This is a genomic window from Anaeromassilibacillus senegalensis (assembly GCF_001261775.1).
GTDB classification, from domain to species: domain Bacteria; phylum Bacillota; class Clostridia; order Oscillospirales; family Acutalibacteraceae; genus Anaeromassilibacillus; species Anaeromassilibacillus senegalensis.
In genome coordinates this window covers 49,478-69,539 of the sequence record NZ_LN868535.1, presented here as the reverse complement: position 1 = coordinate 69,539, position 20,062 = coordinate 49,478, and the positions used below count along the sequence as shown (strand labels likewise).

Here is a 20,062-nt window from a genome sequence, read left to right as displayed (position 1 = left end):
GGTAAAGGAGAGGATCGGAATGATTACCGTCAGCTTATGTATGATTGTCAAAAATGAAGAGGACGTGTTGGCGCGCTGCCTGGACAGTGTGCGGGATGTTGCGGACGAGATCGTGATTGTGGATACCGGGTCTGCGGACCGTACCAGGGAAATCGCGCGCCGTTACACGCAAAAGGTCTATGATTTCACCTGGGTGGACGATTTTTCCGCCGCCCGCAATTTTTCTTTTTCCAAGGCTGAAATGGATTACTGCCTGTGGCTGGATGCGGATGATGTTTTGGAGGAGCCCGCCCGCGCCGCGTTTTTGCGGCTGAAGCAGACGCTGCCGCCCTCGGTCTGTGCGGTGATGATGCGTTACGATACAATGTTTGACGCCAGCGGCACGCCGGTCTTTTCCTATTACCGGGAACGGCTGGTGCGCAATGGAAAGGGTTTTACCTGGACCGGCGCGGTGCATGAGGTCATTCAATTTGAGGGAGAAATGCGCTATGCGGATATTGCGGTTGCGCACCGGAAGACGCGTCCCGCGGACCCGGACCGCAACCTGCGCATCTATGAAAAGCAGCTTGCGGTGGGGAAGACGCTGGAACCGCGCGAATGCTTCTACTATGCGCGGGAACTGTACGACCACAGGCGCTTTGAAGAAGCGGCGCGGCGCCTGGAGGCGTTCCTCGACGGTGGGGAAGGCTGGCGGGAAAATGAGATCGAGGCGTGCCGCCAGCTTGCGGCCTGTTATTACCATTTGGAGAATGAACAGAAGGCGGTTGCGTCCTTATTCCGCAGCTTCCTTTACGACACGCCGCGCGCGGAAGTTTGCTGCGACCTCGGCAAATATTTTCTGGACCGGCAAAAATATCAGCAGGCGGCGTACTGGTACGAGCTGGCGCTCGGCTGTTCGCGCCGGGACTGCGCCGGCGGCTTCATCTCGGTGGATTGCTACGGCTATATCCCGCTGATGCAGCTCTGTGTCTGCTACGACCGGATGGGGGACCGCGAACGGGCGCGCCAGTACAACGAGCGCGCCGGACAGCTCAAGCCGAACGACGCCGCGTATCGGTACAATCAGGCGCTTTTTGAAAAACAGCAGGGGGAGCAGTGCCATGCGAAATGATAAAAGAGTTGCGCCGGAGGAAGTCCGCGCAATGTTGGAAGCATTGGTGGAACCGGCGTATCAGAAATTTGCATCCTCCCTGCTGCCCGGTGTATCGGAGGTTTTAGGCGTGCGCTTGCCTAACCTGCGCAAGCTGGCAAAAAGGGTTGCCAGGGGAGATTGGCGCGGGTTCCTGGAGCAGTCAAAGGGGCGGTCGTTTGAGGAAAAGATGCTCCGCGGCATGGTGATCGGCTATGCGTCCGCGCCGCTGGAGGAACGGCTCGCCTATACGGAAGCCTTTTTGCCGGAGATCGACAACTGGTCCACCTGCGACAGCTTTTGTTCCGGGCTGAAGTTTGCAAAGGAGGAGCCGGAACGGGTCTGGGTTTTCTTGCAGCCATACCTTCAATCGCAAAAAGAATTTACCGTGCGTTTTGCCGTAGTAATGCTGCTCTTTTATTTTGTTCGGCCGGACTGGATCGACCGGGTGCTGCGGGCATTGGATGGAGTCAAGCACGAGGGGTACTATGCCAAAATGGCGGTTGCGTGGGCGCTTTCCGTTTGCTATACAGTGTGCCCGGTGGAAACCATGGCGTATTTGAAGGAGTGCGCGCTGGACGATTTTACGTACAACAAGGCGTTGCAGAAAATTACGGAATCCCGGCAGGTCGGCGCGGTGGAAAAAGCGGCGATACGGGCGATGAAGCGGAAGGAGCGCAAATGATTCTGAGTGTAAGCAGGCGGACGGATATTCCCGCGTTCTATATGGACTGGTTCCTGCGGCGGCTGCGGGAAGGTTGGCTGGTGGTTTCCAATCCGCGCGCGCCGCATCATTTGAGCCGCGTGCGCTTAACGCCCGATGTAGTGGACGGCATGGTCTTCTGGACGAAGAATCCATCGCCGATGCTGGAATGTCTGCATGAGCTGGAAGCGTTTGGAAGTCCTTTTTATGTGCAGGTTACGCTGAACGCCTATGGTGCGGAGCTGGAACCGCACTTGCCGCCGCTGGAAGAACGGCTTGCGGCGTTCCGGCGTCTCAGCGAGGCGCTCGGCCCAGAGCGCGTCGTCTGGCGGTACGACCCGGTATTGCTCAATCCGGCCTATTCCGTGGGTTGGCATCTGCATACCTTTGCAGACCTGGCGCGGGAGTTGAGGGGAAGCACGCAGCGGTGTATCTTCAGTTTCCTGGATTTTTACCGGAAGATACAGGGGAAAATGGATGCCCGGCCCGCACGTCCGGAAGAGATGGAACAGCTTGCCGCCGGATTCCATGAGGCGGCGGAGCCGATCGGAATTCAACTTTTTACGTGCGCGGAAAGCATCGATTTACGTCCGTTTGGCGTGGAACCCGCCGCCTGTATCGACCGTGCCCTGCTGGAGCGGCTCTCCGGATGCCGTCTTCATGTGAAAAAGGACCCGAACCAGCGCGCGGCCTGTGGCTGCGCGGAGAGCGTTGAGGTCGGCTGTTACGATTCCTGTCCGTATGGCTGTGCGTATTGCTACGCCGCAACAAGCCGGGAAACTGTTTTGCAGAACATCCACCGTCACAGCGCGGTATCCCCGCTGCTGATTGGTACGCCGGGGCCGCTGGACCGGATCACGGAGCGGAAAATGGAATCGTGCCGCGTTTTGCAGACCTCCCTGTTTGAAAACGCTTGACATCCGGCGGTAAAACAGATATGCTCTACCTTGTAAAATTTGCCGCGTCGGAACAGAGAGGTGCAACATGACTGAAAAAGAAAAAATGCTGGCAGGGAAAGCGTATGTTTCCTTTGGCGAGGAGCTTCTGGAGGAACGGCAGGCCGCGAAAGAATTGCTGTTTGATTTTAACAATCTGCGCCCTTCGGAGCTGGAAGCGCGGGAAGAGATTCTCCGCAAATTGTTTGGCAGGGTTGGCCGGGATTTTTTTATTGAGCCGCCGTTTCGGTGCGATTATGGGTATAATATTACCGTTGGGGATTCGTTCTACTGCAACTATAATTGCGTGATTCTGGACTGCTGCCCGGTGGAAATCGGGGACAACGTGCTGTTCGGGCCGAACGTCAGCCTGTTTGCCGCGGGACATCCGCTGCACTACGCGCCGCGCATCGCGGGGTTGGAATACGGCGCGCCGATCCGCATCGGCAATAACGTCTGGCTGGGTGGTGGCGTGATTGTCAACGGCGGCGTTTCCATCGGGGACAACACAGTCGTCGCCTCCGGCAGCGTGGTCACAAAGGATATTCCCGCAAACGTGCTGGCGGCGGGAAATCCATGCCGTGTGCTGCGGCCCATCACGGAGGAGGACCGTCCGTATTATTTTAAAAGGCTGAAAATCGAGGAGCAGGAGGGCTGAAGGATGAAGAGCCGTTACCAAATCGTGATTTTCGATCTGGATGGAACGCTGTGCGAGTCGGGCGACGGCATCCTGAACAGCGTGAAATATGCGTTGGAAAAGATGGGATGCCCTGTGCCGCCGCCGGAGGTTCTGCGCAAGTTCATCGGGCCGCCGATGGGGCAGAGCTGCCAGAAATACTGCGGCATGACGCCGGAGCAGGCGGCGGAGATGGTTGCGTTTTACCGGGAACGCTATCATGCGATCGGTTGGCTGGAAAACCGGTTGTATCCCGGTATCGCGGAGCTGCTGAAAGATTTAAAGGCGGGCGGAGCAAAACTGGCGACGGCGTCCTCCAAGCCGAAGGCGGCATTGGTGCGCATTATGGAGCATTTCGGCATCATCGAAGACTTCGACGCGCTGGCAGCGGCGGGACCGGACGGTTTCCATTCCAGCAAGCCGGAGATGATTGAGCAGGCCATTGCGGGCTGCGGCGGTGCAGACCAGCGCGATGTGGTTATGATTGGGGACACGCATTTCGATGTGGAAGGCGCTCTGGTGGCCGGTGTGGATTTTATCGCGGCGTCATACGGATATGGCACCAAAGAGGAACTGCGCAGAGCCGGCGCAAACTGCTTTGCGGACACGGTGGAGGCGCTCCGGGTGCTGCTGCTGCCGTCATAAAAACTTTTTAAAAAATCTTTTTCCTCCGGGGTTGACAAACTGTGCTAGGATATGGTATATTAGTCAAGCACTCTTGAGTGAAGCATGATGCTGGTGTAGCTCAGTTGGTAGAGCAGCTGATTTGTAATCAGCAGGTCAGGGGTTCAAGTCCGTTCACCAGCTCCACACCTGCGGCACATGCAAAACGCGGAGTTGATCCGCGTTTTGGAACCGCTTTTACAGGTGCACAATTGAATACGGAGGAGTTCCCGAGTGGCCAAAGGGGGCAGACTGTAAATCTGTTGCTTTTCAGCTTCGATGGTCCGAATCCATCCTCCTCCACCATGAGAAAACCCGCATTGCGCCTAGCTTTGCGGGTTTTTTGTCGTTATGATAAATGTTGGTAAAACTCTGATAAAATCTAATAAAACTCGATAAACTGGCGCACGAATTGGCGCACGGTTTTAATAGGCCAGCTTGGAAACGTTGTTACGAATATCGTCTGTATCAATGTGTGTGTAGATCTCTGTGACCTGGCTGTTGGAATGACCTAGCAACGTCTGTACGGCCCGGAGCTCTGCGCCGCCCTTTACGAGATAGGTTGCGTAAGTATGGCGGCATTTGTGTGGAGACAGGAAAGGAATCTGACATTCTGTGAAGAACTTTTTATATCGTCTTTCAAACTGGTGTGGCGATAGAAAACCGCTGTCCTTATCGGTCAATACGTAAAGACCACGTTTAGGAAGGGTCGTCAGAAGTTGATATAGCGGGCCGGTCATGCCAATATGGCGAACTTTTCCGCTCTTGGTGGTCTTTTCTTCAAAGCCGCCATGTTCTGCTCGTGCAATGGAATTTCTAACGGTTATGATCTGTTCCTTTAAATCGATGTCTGACCATTTCAGCGCGATCAGTTCCCCCATGCGTAAGCCGGTGTATAGTAGCAATTGCGCGTATATGGCATTTGGATGGTCAGATGCAAGAATAAAGTGTATTTCATCAAGACTAAAGATTTTAACAGTGACAGTTTCTTCAATCGTGCGTTTATTAGTTGGTGACATGACAGGGTTTTCTGTACAGAAGTGATTTTTGACAGCGGTTTCAAATATGCCATTTAAGGCGACGTATAAATGGTGTCGGGCGGAATCAGATAGATTGCTTTCTTTCTTAAATAAAGCGGCGATATGTGCTTGCCGAATCTGGCTAAATTTTAAATGACCAATCGCGGGTTTAATATGTTTTTCAATATACATTTTGTAGTTTCGGTACGTGCCGTATGATATGGAATCTTTCTTATAAAGTTCCAGCCATTTGTCGCACCACTCTCCAATCGTCTTTACACGCTCTACAGGTGCGTTCTGGCCGCTTTTAACCCATTGCCTATACTTTTCCATGCATTCCTTTTCCGAACGCCCGTAGAAGCTTTTACGGATCGATTTTCCATCAGGTCCGACTCCAGCAGATACTCGATATTGAATCGTTCCGTTGTCTCTTTTGTAAAATGCTCCTGTTCCATTCTTTTGCCGTTTCACTTTGTAACCTCCTAAAAAAGGGCATAAAAATGCCCGGTACTTGATTTTACCGGGCAAAACGGCTACAATATTTATGTTGTCATATTGCAACCATGGCCCGGTGCCGTGGTTTAACGTCCGTTGGTGTTGGTAGCACTAACGGGCGTTTTTTAGTTGTTTGGTGTGGTATTTGACTGCTTTAGGAAAAATCAACTGTCTGCATGCATGTAAATCCTCTTTATGGATATGCATCCAAATTTTGTAATTTGTATATTGTGTACAAGAATAAAGAGCGTGCATAAATTTCACATATTAAAATTATCTAAAATTTTCCGCGAATCCTGTCACAAATCGATACTTTGCAGAGGTTTATATATGGAGGAGAGTTTCTTGACTTATGTGGTCAAGTCTCTTACTCAACACAGCAGGGAGAAATAGATATGAAAAGGAATGAATCAGTAATGTCACGGGAAGCTGCTCGAAACATGCTGGCACAAGTCCTGGATGAGAGTGTGAACTCATCCAGCGGAAACGTCATTTGTATCGATTTTCGACGAAACGTTCCGGGGGAAGACGATATCCATCAAGGAAATGATTGCTCGAAGTGCTTTCCGCTGTTCTGAAGTGAGTCTCTGTCCTTCTTCTATCCCACGTGCATGAAAAAAATAACGTAGTGCGTCAAGATCTTCATCAGTAAAGTCGTCTAGTTTTAAATCCTCTGTTTTTGGTTTAGCAAGAACAGGGGATTTTTTTTTCTTTAGGACGCCTGAAGATATACTTTCAATATCTAAATCAAGCGCGTCGAATACTTTCATCATCGTATCAATACCGGCTTTCCCAATTCCACGCCTAAAGACGGAATCAAGTGTCGTGTAGGGGATATTTATTAAAGTAGTAAAAGCCCGGACACTTTTGTACTGGCTAAGAATTTCCGCTTTAAGTTGTTCTTCTATTGTCATGTAAGCAACTCCTTTATAGCTACTATTCTAGTTTGGCAAGTACATAAAGTCAAGAAATATTTACGCAGTATCGAAAATATTTTAAATTTATATATTGACTTTTTCCGCAATAGCGTTCATAATATAGACAGAAGTTAACGCAATTGCGAACAAGGAGGTGCTATAGTTGAAAAACTTATCTGCGGAAATGGTTCGGAACGGTGTGCGAAATAACGATATTCAAGAACTGTTGTGTTGTACAGATAAGACTGTAAGAAACAAACTGAATGGCATCACGGAATTTTCAGTCAGTGAGGCATTGTTGATAAGGGATACTTTATTTCCCAATATGCGGGTCGAATATTTATTTGCAGCCGATTCAGATAAACAAACTACATAATATAAGCCGTTCCATTAAAGGAACGGCTTGACAGGAAATTGCTATTTAATTGCGGACAGCCTTTCCTTTAATGCTTCCTGTAAAACCTGAGAAAAATTAATTCCCTTTTCCAAAGCAGCAGCGTTGAGCCATGCGGGAATCGTTAAGGTTTTCTTTACCGATTTTTCAAAATGCACTTTGGCGTATTCGTCGACGTCAACTGTAACCATATTTACAAAGGATTCACCGGAATTTAATTCCAGCTCATTGGCAATGTCTTCAAGGTTTATATTTTCCATGGAGGAAGGGTAAGGGATACTTTCGTTTTCTCGTTGACAAGAATACAAATACCCAGCCAGGCAATCAACAGCCATAGATAAAGCCTGATCCAATGTTTTACCACAAGTGGATAACCAATTTAAGTCCGGAAAAATAACAGAATAACCGTTTGCTTCTTTAAAGAAACATGCAGGATATGCAGAAAACATACTTCTTACCTCCTATTTATAAATGCATGAAGCAGTGGGGCTTATTTCAGCCCCGCCTGTTTCATGATGGATTTTTCGGTACCCTTTGGAAGGTCTTTACAGTGAAAGGGGATTGTAACCTTTCCAGGTTTGTTTGGATGGGTGTAATGCCGGTGAGAACCTTCTTGTGATTTGAAAACCCAGCCTTCTGTAAGAATGATTTTTTCCATTTCCTTTGGTTTTATCGGCATTGTCTCTTAACCTCCCTTGCACTATTATAATACCATACAATACGTATAATGTCAATACGTATTGTAAAAATATTTACAATAATTTATTGGTTAACCTCTGGGTTTTCTGTTCGGCCTAGAAGGTAATCAACGGAGCAATCGAGATAGTCGGCTATACGGGCGAGACTGTCACCTTTAAGCATAGAACCGTTATACATATTTGAAAGCGTATTTTTGTTTAATTTAAGCTCAGAAAGCATTTCTTTTAGTTGCTTTCCCCTAACTTTAGCTGTTGCCTTTATGGTTTCTGCTACTTTTGTGGATTCATACATATAAAGCATCTCCTAATTATGCAATATACAAAAATCCATATATTTATGGAAAAATATGGATTAAACTCTAACCATAGTCAATCAGTTGACAAAAGAACTACTCATCGGTTAACTTCTGGGTTATCTGTTCGGCCTAGAAGGTAATCAACGGAGCAGTCGAGATAGTCGGCAATTTGTTCAAAAACTTCGGCTGAAGGTGTTTTATCTCTTTTTTCCATATCATATATAAGGCTCTTTCTAATATTACAGTCGGTTAACAATACACTCATAGTTATAGATTTATCTTTGCAGAGTTTTTTGATAATCGTGGCAGATGTAGCATTATTCACAATAAGTTCACTCCTATTTTGTGCGCCTAAACGGATTGCGACTTTATACGTAAAAACTATTGATTTACGTCTAATGACGTAATATACTATAACCATAGTCAATCAGTTGACAAAAGAACTACTCATCGGTTAACTTCTGGGTTATCTGTTCGGCCTAGAAGGTAATCAACGGAGCAGTCGAGATAATCGGCAAGCTTTATAAGAGTTTCTCCATTAGGCAAGGAACCAATAGTTTTCCATTTCGTTAAAATACCAGATGATATGCCGATATCTTTAGCGACAGGATTTGGTTTTGTGCCTTTGGAAACACATAAATCATAAAATCGGTCCCAAAACAAAGGTTGCACCTCCTGTTTGTGCATGTTGCTAAATCTCATTTATTTGAGATATAGGCATTGATTTTCTCATAAAAGTGAGATATAATATAACCATAGTCAATCAGTTGACTAAAGAATACCACAGAACGGAGGTTGAAACAATGAGCAGGGCAAAGAAAAACCGCAATCAGAATGACAAGGCGTACAAAACCATCATTCTGATCACGGTCATCATCCAACTAATCAGCGCAATCGTTGGACTGATTGAAAAGCTGATTAGGTAGGGGGGGCGGGGCGAAAGCCCTTAACCCCTTAAAGGATAATCTTTTAAATGCCCATTGTCAAGATAAATACGGAGATAAAGGAGGCCGAAGAATGCAGTTTATAGGGATCGCTTTTAATGTCGTGACCATTTTAGCAGATATTGTATTAATTACCGTGATTTTAAGGAGGTGGAATAAATGAGTATTGGAGTAAACATCAAACAAAAGCGTTTGGCTTGCAACATGACGCAAAAGGAATTGGCTGAAAAAGTAAAGGTAGACCAGTCTATGATCTGTCAGCTTGAACGCGGAACCAAAACGCCTTCTTTACCGTTGGGAATGGAAATTGCCCAAGTGTTACAGTGCCCATTGGAGGCGCTGTTGGAGTAAAAGTCGTGAAAGGGAGATGCCATGTTATGGACGAATCCTATTTGGAACAACTCTGGGATGAATTAGCGGATGCTTATAAGCGCTATAATGCTGCGGTTGGGATTAATGTAGATGGTCGTAAAGAGGTAAAACGCCAAATCAGGCAGATAAAGCGAGATATTCAAAGAAATTCTATGAAAATGAAAGATAAATAGTTTCGTCTGTTTTGTAAAACTCTAATAAAATCTCATAGATACGGATCAAATCTGCATTTTGCCACATAGGAAGATATAGCGATAAAAATCGGCTTATATCGAGTTTGATAAAAGTAAAATTGAAAAGGATAATTTAGATGGAAGGTGAAAAGCATGTCAAACGAAATGATATATCCTCCTGAAATAGCAAAGCGTATCGGCAGGAGTCAGGCTTTTGTTGAGTCTGCGTTGAGAGCAGGAACGTTTCCGGTCGGCAAAGCAATACAGAGTGAGGACAGCGGTCGGTGGTTTTATATTGTGCCGCGTGCCGAGTTTGAAGCGTGGATTACAGGGAAGTTGCCCTCCATTCAATTGAATGACCTCATGAACCGGTTAGCAGAGGTATTTGATAAATTCATACCTGTTTATTAATGAAGAGGGACGAAAGAATGAAATATCCAGATGCATGCATAACCTGTCGATCACGTTCCAAACATAATTGCTTTTTACAGAATCATTGTAAAAAAGTGAAAGATGCGAAAAGACGTATTGAGAACCAAAGGATCGAAGAACATATTTCTAAAACGGTACAGCGGCATAAGAAAAAGAATCCAAGAGAGGGAAGACCAACCAGGAATAGTACGATAGCGTATTGATGGAGGACAAGCCATGAACAAAGGCAGCCCATACATAAAGCACAGCCGTCTGGGTGTAATTCTGTTCGTCGCCGGCCTGGCCGGGGCATTCCTCACAGCCATGGCGTCGGACAGCGGTATGTTGACCATCTGGCAAGTGCTGATCCTAGCGACGGCAGAGAGTCTGGCCATGGGGATTGGCGGGTTGCTGCGTGATAAAGATTCACAGAATGGAGATCGAGAAAAACAAAAATGAAAAGTTGTATGGAGAGAATGAAGGAGAATCACACAGACGAGAAAATCGCTTCGTTTCGGGTAAAACAGAAACTACCGTATGAAGCAAAAATAAACTATGCATACACACGCGCATGGGAGTTCTACAACGAGTGTGGCAAGCGAGGACTGAACTGTCATGTATCCGTAGGTGGTCTGGACAGCATTACTTTGCTGTTGTTTTTGCGGTCCATTGGGATAGATGTTCCAGCGGTTTCGGTATCGACCCTGGAGGACAAGAGCATTCAGGCCATACATAAAACATTGGGAATCATTTCACTGAAACCTTTAAAGAGCAAAACACAAGTTCTGCAGGAATGTGGGTTCCCGGTACTGTCTAAAGAAACGGCGTCGAAGATCGAGCTGCTACAGAATCCATCTCCAAAGAATGCCACAGTCCGGCATGCAATCATCACAGGAGAAACCGGAGCATACGGAGGAAACCGGACAGGCACCCGGATGAAGATGGCTCAGAAGTGGCTGGAACTGTTTGCAGGAGGTGAAAATGAACGGGAGGATGTGCAATATCAATGTGCGCCGTTTAAAGTATCCGCCAAGTGTTGCTATTACCTCAAAGAGAAGCCATGTGATGACTGGGCGAAAGAACACAACAGTGTACCGTATCTGGGTCTCATGGCGTCCGAAGGAGGTCGCCGCCAAAAGTCGCTCATGATGAATGGATGCAACTACTTTGGAAAGACAGCGATACGGTCAGCGCCATTTGCGATATTTGACCGCCAAGATCTGTTGCAGCTTGCCCTTGACCTGGATGTACCTGTTCCAGAGGTATACGGCACCATAGAATGCCAAGCAGATGGCACGCTTTACACAACAAGAGCACAGAGGACAGGCTGCTCCATGTGCGGGTTTGGAATCCAGCTCGAAAAGAGACCGCATCGATTTGACCGGCTCTACGAAGACAACCCGAAAGAATGGAATTTTTGGATGCACCGATGTGTGAAAGATCCAGTTACAAATGAAGTATATGGGTGGGGTAGGGTGCTGGACTACATAGGGGTACATTGGACACAGGGATCATTACAAACAGATCTGGACTTGCAAGCAGGGAAAACTGCCAGCAGAAAGAAAGGATGACGAAGACTTGAGATTGCGAGAATATCCATTGGGGAACCGCAATATTGTAGGTGCCCGTGTTACGGAAGCACGCCGCCGTGTGAACATGCCTCAAAGAGTCTTACTTGCAAAAATGCAGGTCAAAGGCATAGAACTGAACACGTCCGGTTTGTCCAAATTGGAAGGGCAGCACCGGTATGTCATGGATTTTGAACTTGCGGCGCTGGCTGATGTTTTGGATGTAAAAGTGGATTGGCTTCTGGGAAGAAACGATTACATAAAGGGGAAATAGAAGATGCAGAAGAGCAAAAAAGAAGCCGCCCCGGGCGTTGGAAGCACCCAGAGCGGCAAAATGAAATGCGACAACATTTCTAATCAAAGTGTAGAGCAAAACAGCGAGGATGTCAAGGCGTTGGAAATGGTAAAGGAATTGGTTTGGTTAAAAGAAAACGTGGAAAAGCGGTATACCGCCGGCAAGGTGGATTCTTGCTATGCGTACACCCATGACGATGATAACGGCGCACAGGCCAGTGTTTCCTTTACATGTGCGGGAGAACTGTACACCCTGACATTGCATCATGAGGTTTAAATGGTAGAGATATGACACGTGCAGAGTTGATATCCATCTTGAATACGACACTGGATGCTACCTTGAGAGACTGTAAAGAGGACAACCCCATTGTATTCTGGACGTTCTTCATGAATCACTTTGACGGAACAGTTCGCCGCAAAATCGGTGATGATCTGGAACGCAAGGGAAAGAACCGATACACGGGAGAACCAGCAAAAGCCAAACAGACAGAATCTGCGGTAATAAGCAAATGTGACCAGTGCTGGTGTGACACATGCAAAAACTTTGATGACTGTGTGATTGATATGGAGGACTGTGAAGCAGAGGTGGAACCATGTCCCTGTGATGCATGTATAGACAGAGACTGCCCACCTTATGCACCCATTACAGCGGAACCGCCATGCGGCAAATACCGCGCACACGAAGCAGGAAGGATGGAACATGCCCAGGAAAGAGAACAGAGACAGGATATATACCAGTCAGAAAGAGGCGTGCGAGAATTGTCAATGCCATAGTTGCACAAAGCAGGAAAGCTGTCGTTTGCATCATCCGATCTTACCAGGGATGGGCAAAGACATGCTGCCGTATCCCTGCCAGAGCTGCGGTCAGGACGGAGCTTATCGGCCCTTTGTACCCAGGACAGCGGTGGCAATCTGCCAGATGTACATAACGCCATCCACGCACAAATATAGCAAGTGGGATTCGTGATGAAGCCGCCGTATGACAATACCGTCTGTCCCATCTGCGATAAGACCGTGAACGAAGTATGTGCCTGGTCCCATTGTCCCATGCTTTGCGCCATGGTTTGTATGGAACATTGCTATAAAGACTGTCCTTTCCTGGACAGGTGGTCCGCACATTGCAGGTATGATGTTATACCGGTGAAGACAGACGACAGATGAATAAGAATAAAAATCACCCATCGACATGAGGCCCGGCAGCCGTCGATGGGTGAAGCATTACCCGGAAGATATCCGGAGCAAATATATTGTACACCATTTGTTCCCTGGGTATTATCCCAACAGGCAAAAGTCCGGGCCTTTTCTGCCTTGGTTGAAGTATTAACATTACGGGCATAACCGGGAGAGGGAGGAAGAGCGGTGTACCTGAAGAAGACCTGCAAAGCTGGAATCACCATAGAAGTACACAAGAGCTATTCCGCCCGGTATGGCCGAAACATCCCGAGGGGGAACCGGGAGAACCGCACACCGGAGGCGATGAAGAAATATAACGAGAAGATGGCGTGGAGAAAGCTCACCCGGCAGATCAATGCAAACTTTGTCCCAAGGGACCTCTTCCTGACCTGCACCTATCGGAAGGAGGTGCGTCCGGATCCACAGCGGGCAAAGCAAAATATAGAGAATTTCCTGGACCGTGTACGTAGGCGTTTCAAAAAGGCAGGGGTGGAGTTTAAATACATTCTGGTGACAGCCTATGGAAAGCAGGGCGGGATCCATCATCACGTGATCATTCCTGCATTTGATTATCAGGTTGTTACAGCATGTTGGCCGCACGGAGCTATGCGGTTTGAGGCCCTGTATCCAGATGGCGAATACTCCGCCCTTGCCTGGTATCTTATCAAACAATCCCGCCTGTCCCCAGATGGAAGGGAATCCATTCCCGGGAATCGATGGTCCGGAAGCCGGAATCTTATCAAGCCGGTGGAGAAGGTGCAGGAGGTAGACGCCAGGGAGTGGCGCGAGGAACCGAAACCTGTTAAAGGCTATTACATAGATCCGAATTCTGTAGAGAATGGGATTTCGCCGGTTACGGGGATTCCATATCAGTTCTACAGGATGATTCAACTGCGCCCATTTGAGAAAGGAAGGTCAAAGAATGCAAAACGATCCGCGAAAGATGCAACGGCAATGGCAAGGTACGGTTAACAACGCGCAAGGGCATCTCTTTGAAGACGAGATCAAAACAGCTTGTAAGCAATACAAAGCACAGCGGCGCGCAAAGATCGACAAGATACCGGAGCCGTTCCGAGTGACGAAGAAGCACGGAAGCGGAATCTTCACCGGTCGGTTTACTGCGGCCGCAGAACCGGACTACCAGGGAACGCTGGCGGGTGGCCGGTCCATTGTGTTTGAAGCCAAGTACACAACCACAGAGCGCATGCATCGGAACGTTCTGACGCAGGAGCAGCTGAACGCGCTGGAAGACCATGCTGGAATGGGCGCAATCGCAGCGGTATGCGTTGGAATCCGTGACCGCTTCTTTTTCGTGCCGTGGGTGGTGTGGCGCGATATGAAGGAGTTTTTTGGGAGAAAGTACGTTACAGCGGAAGACCTGCAGCATTACCGCGTCAAGTTTAATGGTGCCGTGCTCTTTTTGGATTACTTACGATAAAGGAACGGGAGGGGGTATGTTGCAAAAAAGTGTAAAGCTGGAACGGGGAATCTATAAACGTTGTAAAGCGACCGCGGAGGACTATTATAACCTTTTAAGGCGAAGAAAAGAGATAGAGGAAGAAGTGATCCTGGCGGGCAAAAATCCCTCTGATGGAATGCCGCATGGTGGAAGCAGCGATGACGAAACAGCGCGCAAAGCGGAACGGTTGATTGCCCGAAAGCGCCATTTGGATGAGTTAATCAGGGCGGTTGAATCAGCCTGGAGCTTTGCCAGGGATGATACAGAAAAGGAGTTCATCAGATTAAATCTGTTCAGCCATGTTCCGATGAACCACATAAAACTGCCGATGTCATTGCGTACTATGAAACGCTGCCGCCAGAAGTTTCTCATCAATTTAGCTGCAAATTTATTTGAAATATAAAGGTTGGCCCCATTTGCGTCAAAAACTGTTATAAAATAGTATTGTCAAGATACGTCAAAAAGACATATTTAACTTCTTCATGCTCTTCCTCTCCTCTGGCGCCCTGTTTTTACAGGGCGCTATTTGTTTACCTGAAAGGGGCCATTGCGGTGGATTACAGGAATGTGATAGCAGAATATGAAGCTGAAATAGCACTGATGGATGATAAATTATCGAAACTGAAGACCGGCCGCCAAGATGTGAACGCTTACATCATGCAGCTCATTTGTATGCGGGGAGATTTGTGCCAGCAACTCCATGAAGCGAGAGCTGCTGCAAGCAGAGGCCGGCCTCCGGATAGGGGGGATGATTGATGGCACGGCCATTGAAATACAAGACAGCGGAAGAGCTGCAAAAAGCAATTGACGCTTACTTCTTATCATGTGAAGGGGAGCTGTTGAGGGACGATGACGGGAATCCGGTTTTAAACAAATGGGGAGCCCCTGTTATGGTTGGGCAAAAGCCGCCTACGGTTACGGGGCTGGCTTTGTCCATAGGCCTTGCGTCCCGTCAGGCCCTGTTAAATTATCAGGGAAGAAAAGCGTTTAATGACACTATCACCCGTGCCAAGTCCCGCTGTGAGGAATACGCGGAGTCTAGGTTATACGACCGTGATGGCGCTATGGGCGCGAAGTTCTCACTGATTAACAATTTTAAAGGTTGGAAAGAGAAGACGGACGAATCGAAAGATAAAGACGATGTAATAAGGATTTTAGACGATATATGAGAAATATTCGACTATCGGAGTTAATTGCACCCCACTACTATGCAGTGCATCAGGATATTAGAGAACATGGCCACACGCATTATTGGCTGGATGGTGGTCGTGGTGCGGTAAAGTCCTCTTTTGTCAGTTTGGAAATACCTTTAATTTTGAAACGGAACCCACAGGCCAATGCGCTCATTCTGCGCAAGGTTGCGGGAACGATCAAAGACAGTGTATATAATCAGATTTTATGGGCGATTGATATGCTGGGATTACAGGAAGAATTTCGGGCAACGAGATCACCACTTGAAATTACGTATCTTCCAACAGGTCAAAAGATTTACTTTCGGGGCGCGGATGATCCAGTAAAAATAAAATCTATTAAGCCAAAACAGGGATATATCGCTATTGCATGGTACGAGGAGCTGGACCAGTTTGGAGGTCCGGAAGAGATACGGAGTATCAATCAATCTATCATGCGTGGCGGTGAACTGTTTTGGCTTTTTTATAGCTATAATCCGCCAAAGTCGAAAGATAACTGGGTCAATGTTGAAAAATTTCAAACGCGAACTGACCGGCTGGATTGGCATAGTACGTACCTGGATGTGCCTAGAGAGTGGCTGGGCGAACAGTTCCTCTTAGAAGCGGAAGAACTGAAACGGAAGAAACCGCAGGCCTATGAACATGAATACATGGGAATCGCCACCGGGACGGGCGGTGCGGTGTTTGAAAATATTATGGAACGTCCGATCACCGAGGAAGAGATTCTCACACTGGGAAATTTCTATTATGGGATTGATTTTGGCTTTGCGGTGGATCCATTTGTTTTTGGAATACAGAGCTATGATAAAGCACGCAAGACGCTTTATATACTGGATGAAATCTATGAACCGAAAATGTCCAATAGTCGTGCGGCCGAAAGAATTAAAGAAAAAGGCGTACTTTCAAAGCTTATTACAGCGGACAGTGCCGAACCGAAATCGATTGCTGCGTTGCGGGAGTATGGCCTGAATGTAAAAGGGGCGGCTAAAGGTCCGGATAGTGTGGACTTTGGCATTCGATGGTTACAGGACTTAGATGCAATTGTCATCGATAAGGCGCGGACCCCTAATGCATACCGGGAGTTTACCTGTTATGAGTACGATATGGATCGGGCAGGAAACTATATTTCGGCATACCCGGATAAAAACAACCACTTTATTGACCAGTGCCGGTATGCGTTGGAATCTGTAATGGAGCGTCGCAAAGCTCGCATTATCCAAAATAACTATTTGAGGAGGTGAGGAATATGATCAGGCCAGCGGGAACGGAACCAACGCCAGAAGTATTACTATCCTGTATTAAGGAGCATCAAAGGGAAATACCGCGATTGGAACGGCTGTACCGATACTATAAAGGCAATCACGATATTTTGCATCGCAAAGTGGAAAACCCACTTACACCCAATAACCGCATTATTGCTCCGAACGCCTATTATATTACAACGATTGCCAACGGGTTTACTTTTGCCAATCCCCTTTCATATAAAGGAGACAACATTGACAATCTGGTACAGGAGAACAAACTGGCGAAGACAGCGGCACATGATGCTGAGATTGGCGAGGATCTGTCTATTTTCGGTCGGGCATACGAATTGGTTTATATGTCTAAGTTACCGTATCAGCAAGTGAAGCTCAATCATCTGGATCCACAAAGCGCTTTTGTCGTATTCAGCAATGAGATAGATCCGGAGCCATTGTTTGCAGTTTACTACTATAAAAAGATTGAAAGTGACGGGGCACAGGACGGCTGGAAACTAAATGTATACGATGCGAATTGGTTATATCTATACGATTTAAAAAGTTTGACCGACTTGCCAACACCAGAAAGCCAAACCCCACATTATGCCGAACAGGTCCCTATCATAGAATACAAAAACAATGATGAGGGAATAGGCGATTATGAGCGTGTTATGACGCTGATTGATGCATATGACCGGTTGCAGTCTGACCGCCTCAATGATAAAGACCAGTTTATAGATGCGATTCTGGCAATATATGGCGCGCAGTTAATGGATGATGCAGATAAAGCGCCAGAAGTTGTCAAGCTATTGCATGATTACAAGATTATGGACGACCTGGACAAGGACGCCCGAATCGAATATATCAAAAAGGCATTGGATGAAACCAGCGTTGAAGTTCTGCGTCAGGCGATTAAATCTGACATTTCCAAGTTTTCGTTGGTTCCGGAACTCACAGATGAGAACTTTGCCGGAAATGCATCTGGTATTGCCATGGAGTATAAAACGCTGGGGCTGAAATGGCTTGCCAACATCAAGCGGCGTATGTTTAAGAAATCACTGGACCGCCGCCTGCAGGTTATGAACAGCTATATGTCCCGATTGGGCCGTGGTTTTGATTGGACAGATGTAGATATTACATTTGACGATGCCCTGCCGGTTGATGTTATGAGCTATCTGCCTTATGCAAAAGATACGCTATCCTGTAAAACTATGGTGTCCTTCCTGGCGAACAAATTTGGGGTCGCAGATGTAGAGAAGGAACTGGAACAAATTGCACAGGAGCAGGCGGAGACGGACCAAAGACAGCGGAACCTATTTAATAATGAAATTCCTTTCGGTGAGGCCGAAGAATGAAAAGCGAGGCGTATTGGCGCAAACGTGCAGAAGGCATTTTGTTGGAGGCGGAGCGAAATACAACAGACTATTTAAATCAGCTCAATGTGCTATATCGCAATACAGCGGAAGAGATAGACCGAAAGAGTAAAAAGATCTTTGATACATATCGAAAAGACTTTACAGCGGAACAGGCAAAGCAATGGCTGAATGAAGTTGTACCCAGAGCGGAATACGATCAGCTGAAAGAGTCGATTTCATCCATGACAGATGAACGAATGAAAAAGCAGACGCTTATGCGTTTGAATGCGCCTGCTTACCGCTATCGCATCACACGCTTGCAGTATCTTAAGCAGCAAATCATGGCGGAACTGTCTATCGCGGCGGATCGGGAAAAACAAGTAACCACCCAATGCTATGTAGATGCGGTTAAGTACAGCTATTACCACACCATGTATGAACTACAGCAGGGGGTGGGGTTGGGCTTCTCGTTTGCACAACTACCGCATAGCACAATCGATCGGTTGCTTTCTGCAAGATGGTACGGCCGCAACTATTCTGCGTCTATTTGGAGAAACCGTGGGCAGGTTGCCACAGCGGCTGCAAATGTGATTAAAGTAGGCGTTTTGGCTGGGCAATCCATTCCGGATATGTCGAAAGCCCTGATGGAGCAAACCTATACGAACAGCATGCGCAATGCGACGCGTCTGGTGAGGACGGAAGTCAACTATTTTTCTAACCAGGGAGCGATTGAAAGCTACAAAGAAGCGGGCATTGAAAAGTATGAATTCATGGCAACGTTGGATTTGCGAACATCTCCCATGTGCCGTGAACACGATGGAAAGACTTATCTAATTCGTGAAGCAACGGTTGGGGGAAATTATCCTCCATTGCACCCATATTGTCGCAGTACAGTTGCAGCGGTTGTTGATGTTCCGGGTCTTGAACGTATGGATAAACGCGCGGCAAGGAACACTGCTACCGGGAAGACAACTGATATACATAAGATGGCTTATAATGAATGGAAGAAGCAGTATGTTGACGTAGATGATACACTGGCAATTTTCCAGCCAATGAAGCCTTATTATAGTTCAGATGGCACTTTCAATATGGAAGCAGCGATTAATGATTACAGAAGGTTCTTGCAAACTGTACCCGAAGAATGTAGAATATATTTAGAACAAGCGTTAAATGCGGTAGACTATATTGAAACGAAATTACCTGATGCTCCGTTTGGCTATTCTCCTTCCCGTGATACAATCTTTTATGATTCAACAAAGAAAAGCTTTATGGATTTAGATTTTCGGATTGTAAATACACATGAACTATCACATCGTGTTGATGCTGCTTTTATTCATTCATGGGAAAGCAGTGCATTTCAAGTGGCAATAACAGATGCTAAAAGTGTTATTGATTTAGAGCCAAGCAAATATGTGGAGTTTTGTGAAAAATATGATCATGATGGTTTTCTTTCAGATATATTAGATGCAATCTGTGAGTCTGATTATAGGTTCGAATATAGCCATTATAAGGATTATTGGGAGAAACCTGGTAATAAGCAGAAAGAGATATTTGCCAACTTATTTTCTTTAGAAAGTTTTAATGATATTAATAAACTTAGCTTTATTAGAGAGAATTTTGGCCGTGTATATGATAGCTACCAAGAACTTTTAGTAATGATTTAGGGGACTAATAAGTATGTATGTAGCGAGAGTGGATTCTCAGATATTGAAAAGCGAAGAAGTACATAATTTGCTGGATCAGTATGAAGAGAAATTTAACGAGCGATTTATAGCATTTAACTATGCTGACTTTGACCGTCAAGGAGATAAGCCAGCGGCCCAAATCTATAAAGAGACTTTACAGGAAGCGTTAGAAAAAAATACTCCGTATCACATTGAGTCGAAACGCTGTTCGTTTTTTGATCATTAATTAGGGAAGAATCTGCAAAGTAGATATGTTAAAAGTACCGCTCGGCTTA

At 46.8% G+C, this 20,062-nt stretch carries 29 protein-coding genes and 2 tRNA genes; 24 read left to right on the top strand and 7 right to left on the bottom strand.

The window, feature by feature from the left end:
- Positions 1-19: 19 nt before the first annotated feature.
- The 7 genes from BN2106_RS00630 to BN2106_RS00600 all read left to right on the top strand — a co-directional run bounded on the left by BN2106_RS00630 (position 20) and on the right by BN2106_RS00600 (position 4,412).
- Positions 20-1,111, top strand: coding sequence for a tetratricopeptide repeat-containing glycosyltransferase family 2 protein (locus tag BN2106_RS00630; protein WP_050696646.1), 1,092 nt, complete (start codon positions 20-22; stop codon positions 1,109-1,111).
- Positions 1,101-1,814, top strand: coding sequence for a DNA alkylation repair protein (locus BN2106_RS00625; RefSeq protein ID WP_050696645.1), 714 nt, complete (start codon positions 1,101-1,103; stop codon positions 1,812-1,814). The genes BN2106_RS00630 and BN2106_RS00625 overlap by 11 nt, the downstream gene beginning before the upstream one ends.
- Complete coding sequence (locus BN2106_RS00620; RefSeq protein ID WP_050696644.1) at positions 1,811-2,749, top strand: DUF1848 domain-containing protein; 939 nt, start codon at positions 1,811-1,813, stop codon at positions 2,747-2,749. The genes BN2106_RS00625 and BN2106_RS00620 overlap by 4 nt, the downstream gene beginning before the upstream one ends.
- Positions 2,750-2,816: 67 nt before the next feature.
- Entirely contained in the window at positions 2,817-3,425 is a 609-nt protein-coding gene (locus BN2106_RS00615; protein WP_050696643.1) for a sugar O-acetyltransferase, read from the top strand.
- A gap of 3 nt (positions 3,426-3,428) precedes the next feature.
- Positions 3,429-4,088, top strand: a complete 660-nt coding sequence (locus BN2106_RS00610) for an HAD hydrolase-like protein (protein ID WP_050696642.1) — start codon at positions 3,429-3,431, stop codon at positions 4,086-4,088.
- A gap of 89 nt (positions 4,089-4,177) precedes the next feature.
- A tRNA-Thr gene (locus tag BN2106_RS00605) sits at positions 4,178-4,253 on the top strand.
- Between the two features lie 73 nt (positions 4,254-4,326).
- Positions 4,327-4,412, top strand: a tRNA-Tyr gene (locus tag BN2106_RS00600).
- Positions 4,413-4,531: 119 nt separating this feature from the next.
- On the opposite strand, the gene BN2106_RS00595 is transcribed toward BN2106_RS00600, so the two are convergent.
- Positions 4,532-5,596, bottom strand: a complete 1,065-nt coding sequence (locus BN2106_RS00595; protein WP_050696641.1) for a tyrosine-type recombinase/integrase — start codon at positions 5,594-5,596, stop codon at positions 4,532-4,534.
- Between the two features lie 497 nt (positions 5,597-6,093).
- On the bottom strand, positions 6,094-6,534 hold the full coding sequence (locus BN2106_RS00590) for a hypothetical protein (RefSeq protein ID WP_050696640.1): 441 nt from the start codon (positions 6,532-6,534) through the stop codon (positions 6,094-6,096).
- Positions 6,535-6,700: 166 nt separating this feature from the next.
- On the opposite strand from BN2106_RS00590, the gene BN2106_RS00585 reads away from it, so the two are divergent.
- The gene (locus tag BN2106_RS00585; RefSeq protein ID WP_050696639.1) at positions 6,701-6,913 is read left to right on the top strand and encodes a hypothetical protein; all 213 of its coding nucleotides are present in this window, start codon (positions 6,701-6,703) and stop codon (positions 6,911-6,913) included.
- 41 nt (positions 6,914-6,954) lie between these two features.
- Here the strand turns inward: BN2106_RS00585 and BN2106_RS00580 are convergent, their stop codons facing one another.
- The 5 genes from BN2106_RS00580 to BN2106_RS15450 all read right to left on the bottom strand — a co-directional run bounded on the left by BN2106_RS00580 (position 6,955) and on the right by BN2106_RS15450 (position 8,588).
- Entirely contained in the window at positions 6,955-7,380 is a 426-nt protein-coding gene (locus BN2106_RS00580; protein WP_050696638.1) for a type II toxin-antitoxin system HicB family antitoxin, read from the bottom strand.
- A 41-nt stretch (positions 7,381-7,421) separates the two neighbouring features.
- Positions 7,422-7,610, bottom strand: a complete 189-nt coding sequence (locus BN2106_RS00575; RefSeq protein WP_050696637.1) for a type II toxin-antitoxin system HicA family toxin — start codon at positions 7,608-7,610, stop codon at positions 7,422-7,424.
- 83 nt (positions 7,611-7,693) lie between these two features.
- Positions 7,694-7,921, bottom strand: a complete 228-nt coding sequence (locus BN2106_RS00570; RefSeq protein ID WP_050696636.1) for a helix-turn-helix domain-containing protein — start codon at positions 7,919-7,921, stop codon at positions 7,694-7,696.
- Between the two features lie 101 nt (positions 7,922-8,022).
- Complete coding sequence (locus BN2106_RS15455) at positions 8,023-8,250, bottom strand: helix-turn-helix domain-containing protein (RefSeq protein WP_074017361.1); 228 nt, start codon at positions 8,248-8,250, stop codon at positions 8,023-8,025.
- Between the two features lie 122 nt (positions 8,251-8,372).
- Complete coding sequence (locus BN2106_RS15450) at positions 8,373-8,588, bottom strand: helix-turn-helix domain-containing protein (RefSeq protein WP_242846217.1); 216 nt, start codon at positions 8,586-8,588, stop codon at positions 8,373-8,375.
- 140 nt (positions 8,589-8,728) lie between these two features.
- Between BN2106_RS15450 and BN2106_RS16875 the strand changes: the two genes are divergently transcribed.
- The 16 genes from BN2106_RS16875 to BN2106_RS00490 all read left to right on the top strand — a co-directional run bounded on the left by BN2106_RS16875 (position 8,729) and on the right by BN2106_RS00490 (position 20,013).
- The gene (locus BN2106_RS16875; RefSeq protein ID WP_278275339.1) at positions 8,729-8,851 is read left to right on the top strand and encodes a hypothetical protein; all 123 of its coding nucleotides are present in this window, start codon (positions 8,729-8,731) and stop codon (positions 8,849-8,851) included.
- 177 nt (positions 8,852-9,028) lie between these two features.
- Positions 9,029-9,220 (top strand): helix-turn-helix transcriptional regulator, encoded by a 192-nt coding sequence (locus BN2106_RS00565; RefSeq protein WP_050696635.1) that lies wholly within the window; start codon positions 9,029-9,031, stop codon positions 9,218-9,220.
- 26 nt (positions 9,221-9,246) lie between these two features.
- Positions 9,247-9,414, top strand: a complete 168-nt coding sequence (locus BN2106_RS15915) for a hypothetical protein (RefSeq protein WP_154666371.1) — start codon at positions 9,247-9,249, stop codon at positions 9,412-9,414.
- Between the two features lie 153 nt (positions 9,415-9,567).
- Positions 9,568-9,825 carry a hypothetical protein gene (locus BN2106_RS00560; RefSeq protein ID WP_050696634.1) on the top strand — a complete coding sequence of 86 codons (258 nt, stop codon included), beginning with the start codon at positions 9,568-9,570 and terminating at the stop codon, positions 9,823-9,825.
- A gap of 237 nt (positions 9,826-10,062) precedes the next feature.
- Positions 10,063-10,284 carry a hypothetical protein gene (locus tag BN2106_RS00555; protein ID WP_050696633.1) on the top strand — a complete coding sequence of 74 codons (222 nt, stop codon included), beginning with the start codon at positions 10,063-10,065 and terminating at the stop codon, positions 10,282-10,284.
- Between the two features lie 17 nt (positions 10,285-10,301).
- Positions 10,302-11,396, top strand: a complete 1,095-nt coding sequence (locus tag BN2106_RS00550) for a hypothetical protein (RefSeq protein WP_407921733.1) — start codon at positions 10,302-10,304, stop codon at positions 11,394-11,396.
- 7 nt (positions 11,397-11,403) lie between these two features.
- On the top strand, positions 11,404-11,667 hold the full coding sequence (locus BN2106_RS00545; protein ID WP_050696631.1) for a helix-turn-helix domain-containing protein: 264 nt from the start codon (positions 11,404-11,406) through the stop codon (positions 11,665-11,667).
- A 3-nt stretch (positions 11,668-11,670) separates the two neighbouring features.
- Positions 11,671-11,964, top strand: coding sequence for a hypothetical protein (locus BN2106_RS00540; RefSeq protein WP_050696630.1), 294 nt, complete (start codon positions 11,671-11,673; stop codon positions 11,962-11,964).
- 1,082 nt (positions 11,965-13,046) lie between these two features.
- A complete protein-coding gene (locus BN2106_RS00530) occupies positions 13,047-13,832 on the top strand; it encodes a rolling circle replication-associated protein (protein ID WP_050696628.1) in 786 nt (261 codons plus the stop codon).
- Entirely contained in the window at positions 13,783-14,298 is a 516-nt protein-coding gene (locus BN2106_RS00525) for a Holliday junction resolvase RecU (protein WP_050696627.1), read from the top strand. Before BN2106_RS00530 ends, BN2106_RS00525 begins: the two co-directional genes overlap by 50 nt.
- 16 nt (positions 14,299-14,314) lie before the next feature.
- On the top strand, positions 14,315-14,722 hold the full coding sequence (locus BN2106_RS00520; protein WP_050696626.1) for a hypothetical protein: 408 nt from the start codon (positions 14,315-14,317) through the stop codon (positions 14,720-14,722).
- Between the two features lie 352 nt (positions 14,723-15,074).
- Positions 15,075-15,488: a terminase small subunit gene (locus BN2106_RS00510; RefSeq protein WP_050696624.1), complete on the top strand. Its 414-nt coding sequence runs from the start codon at positions 15,075-15,077 to the stop codon at positions 15,486-15,488.
- On the top strand, positions 15,485-16,750 hold the full coding sequence (locus tag BN2106_RS00505) for a PBSX family phage terminase large subunit (protein WP_050696623.1): 1,266 nt from the start codon (positions 15,485-15,487) through the stop codon (positions 16,748-16,750). Before BN2106_RS00510 ends, BN2106_RS00505 begins: the two co-directional genes overlap by 4 nt.
- 5 nt (positions 16,751-16,755) lie before the next feature.
- Positions 16,756-18,102 (top strand): phage portal protein, encoded by a 1,347-nt coding sequence (locus BN2106_RS00500; RefSeq protein ID WP_074017359.1) that lies wholly within the window; start codon positions 16,756-16,758, stop codon positions 18,100-18,102.
- Entirely contained in the window at positions 18,099-19,766 is a 1,668-nt protein-coding gene (locus BN2106_RS00495) for a minor capsid protein (RefSeq protein WP_050696621.1), read from the top strand. Before BN2106_RS00500 ends, BN2106_RS00495 begins: the two co-directional genes overlap by 4 nt.
- Positions 19,767-19,779: 13 nt before the next feature.
- On the top strand, positions 19,780-20,013 hold the full coding sequence (locus BN2106_RS00490) for a hypothetical protein (protein ID WP_050696620.1): 234 nt from the start codon (positions 19,780-19,782) through the stop codon (positions 20,011-20,013).
- Positions 20,014-20,062: the final 49 nt, after the last annotated feature.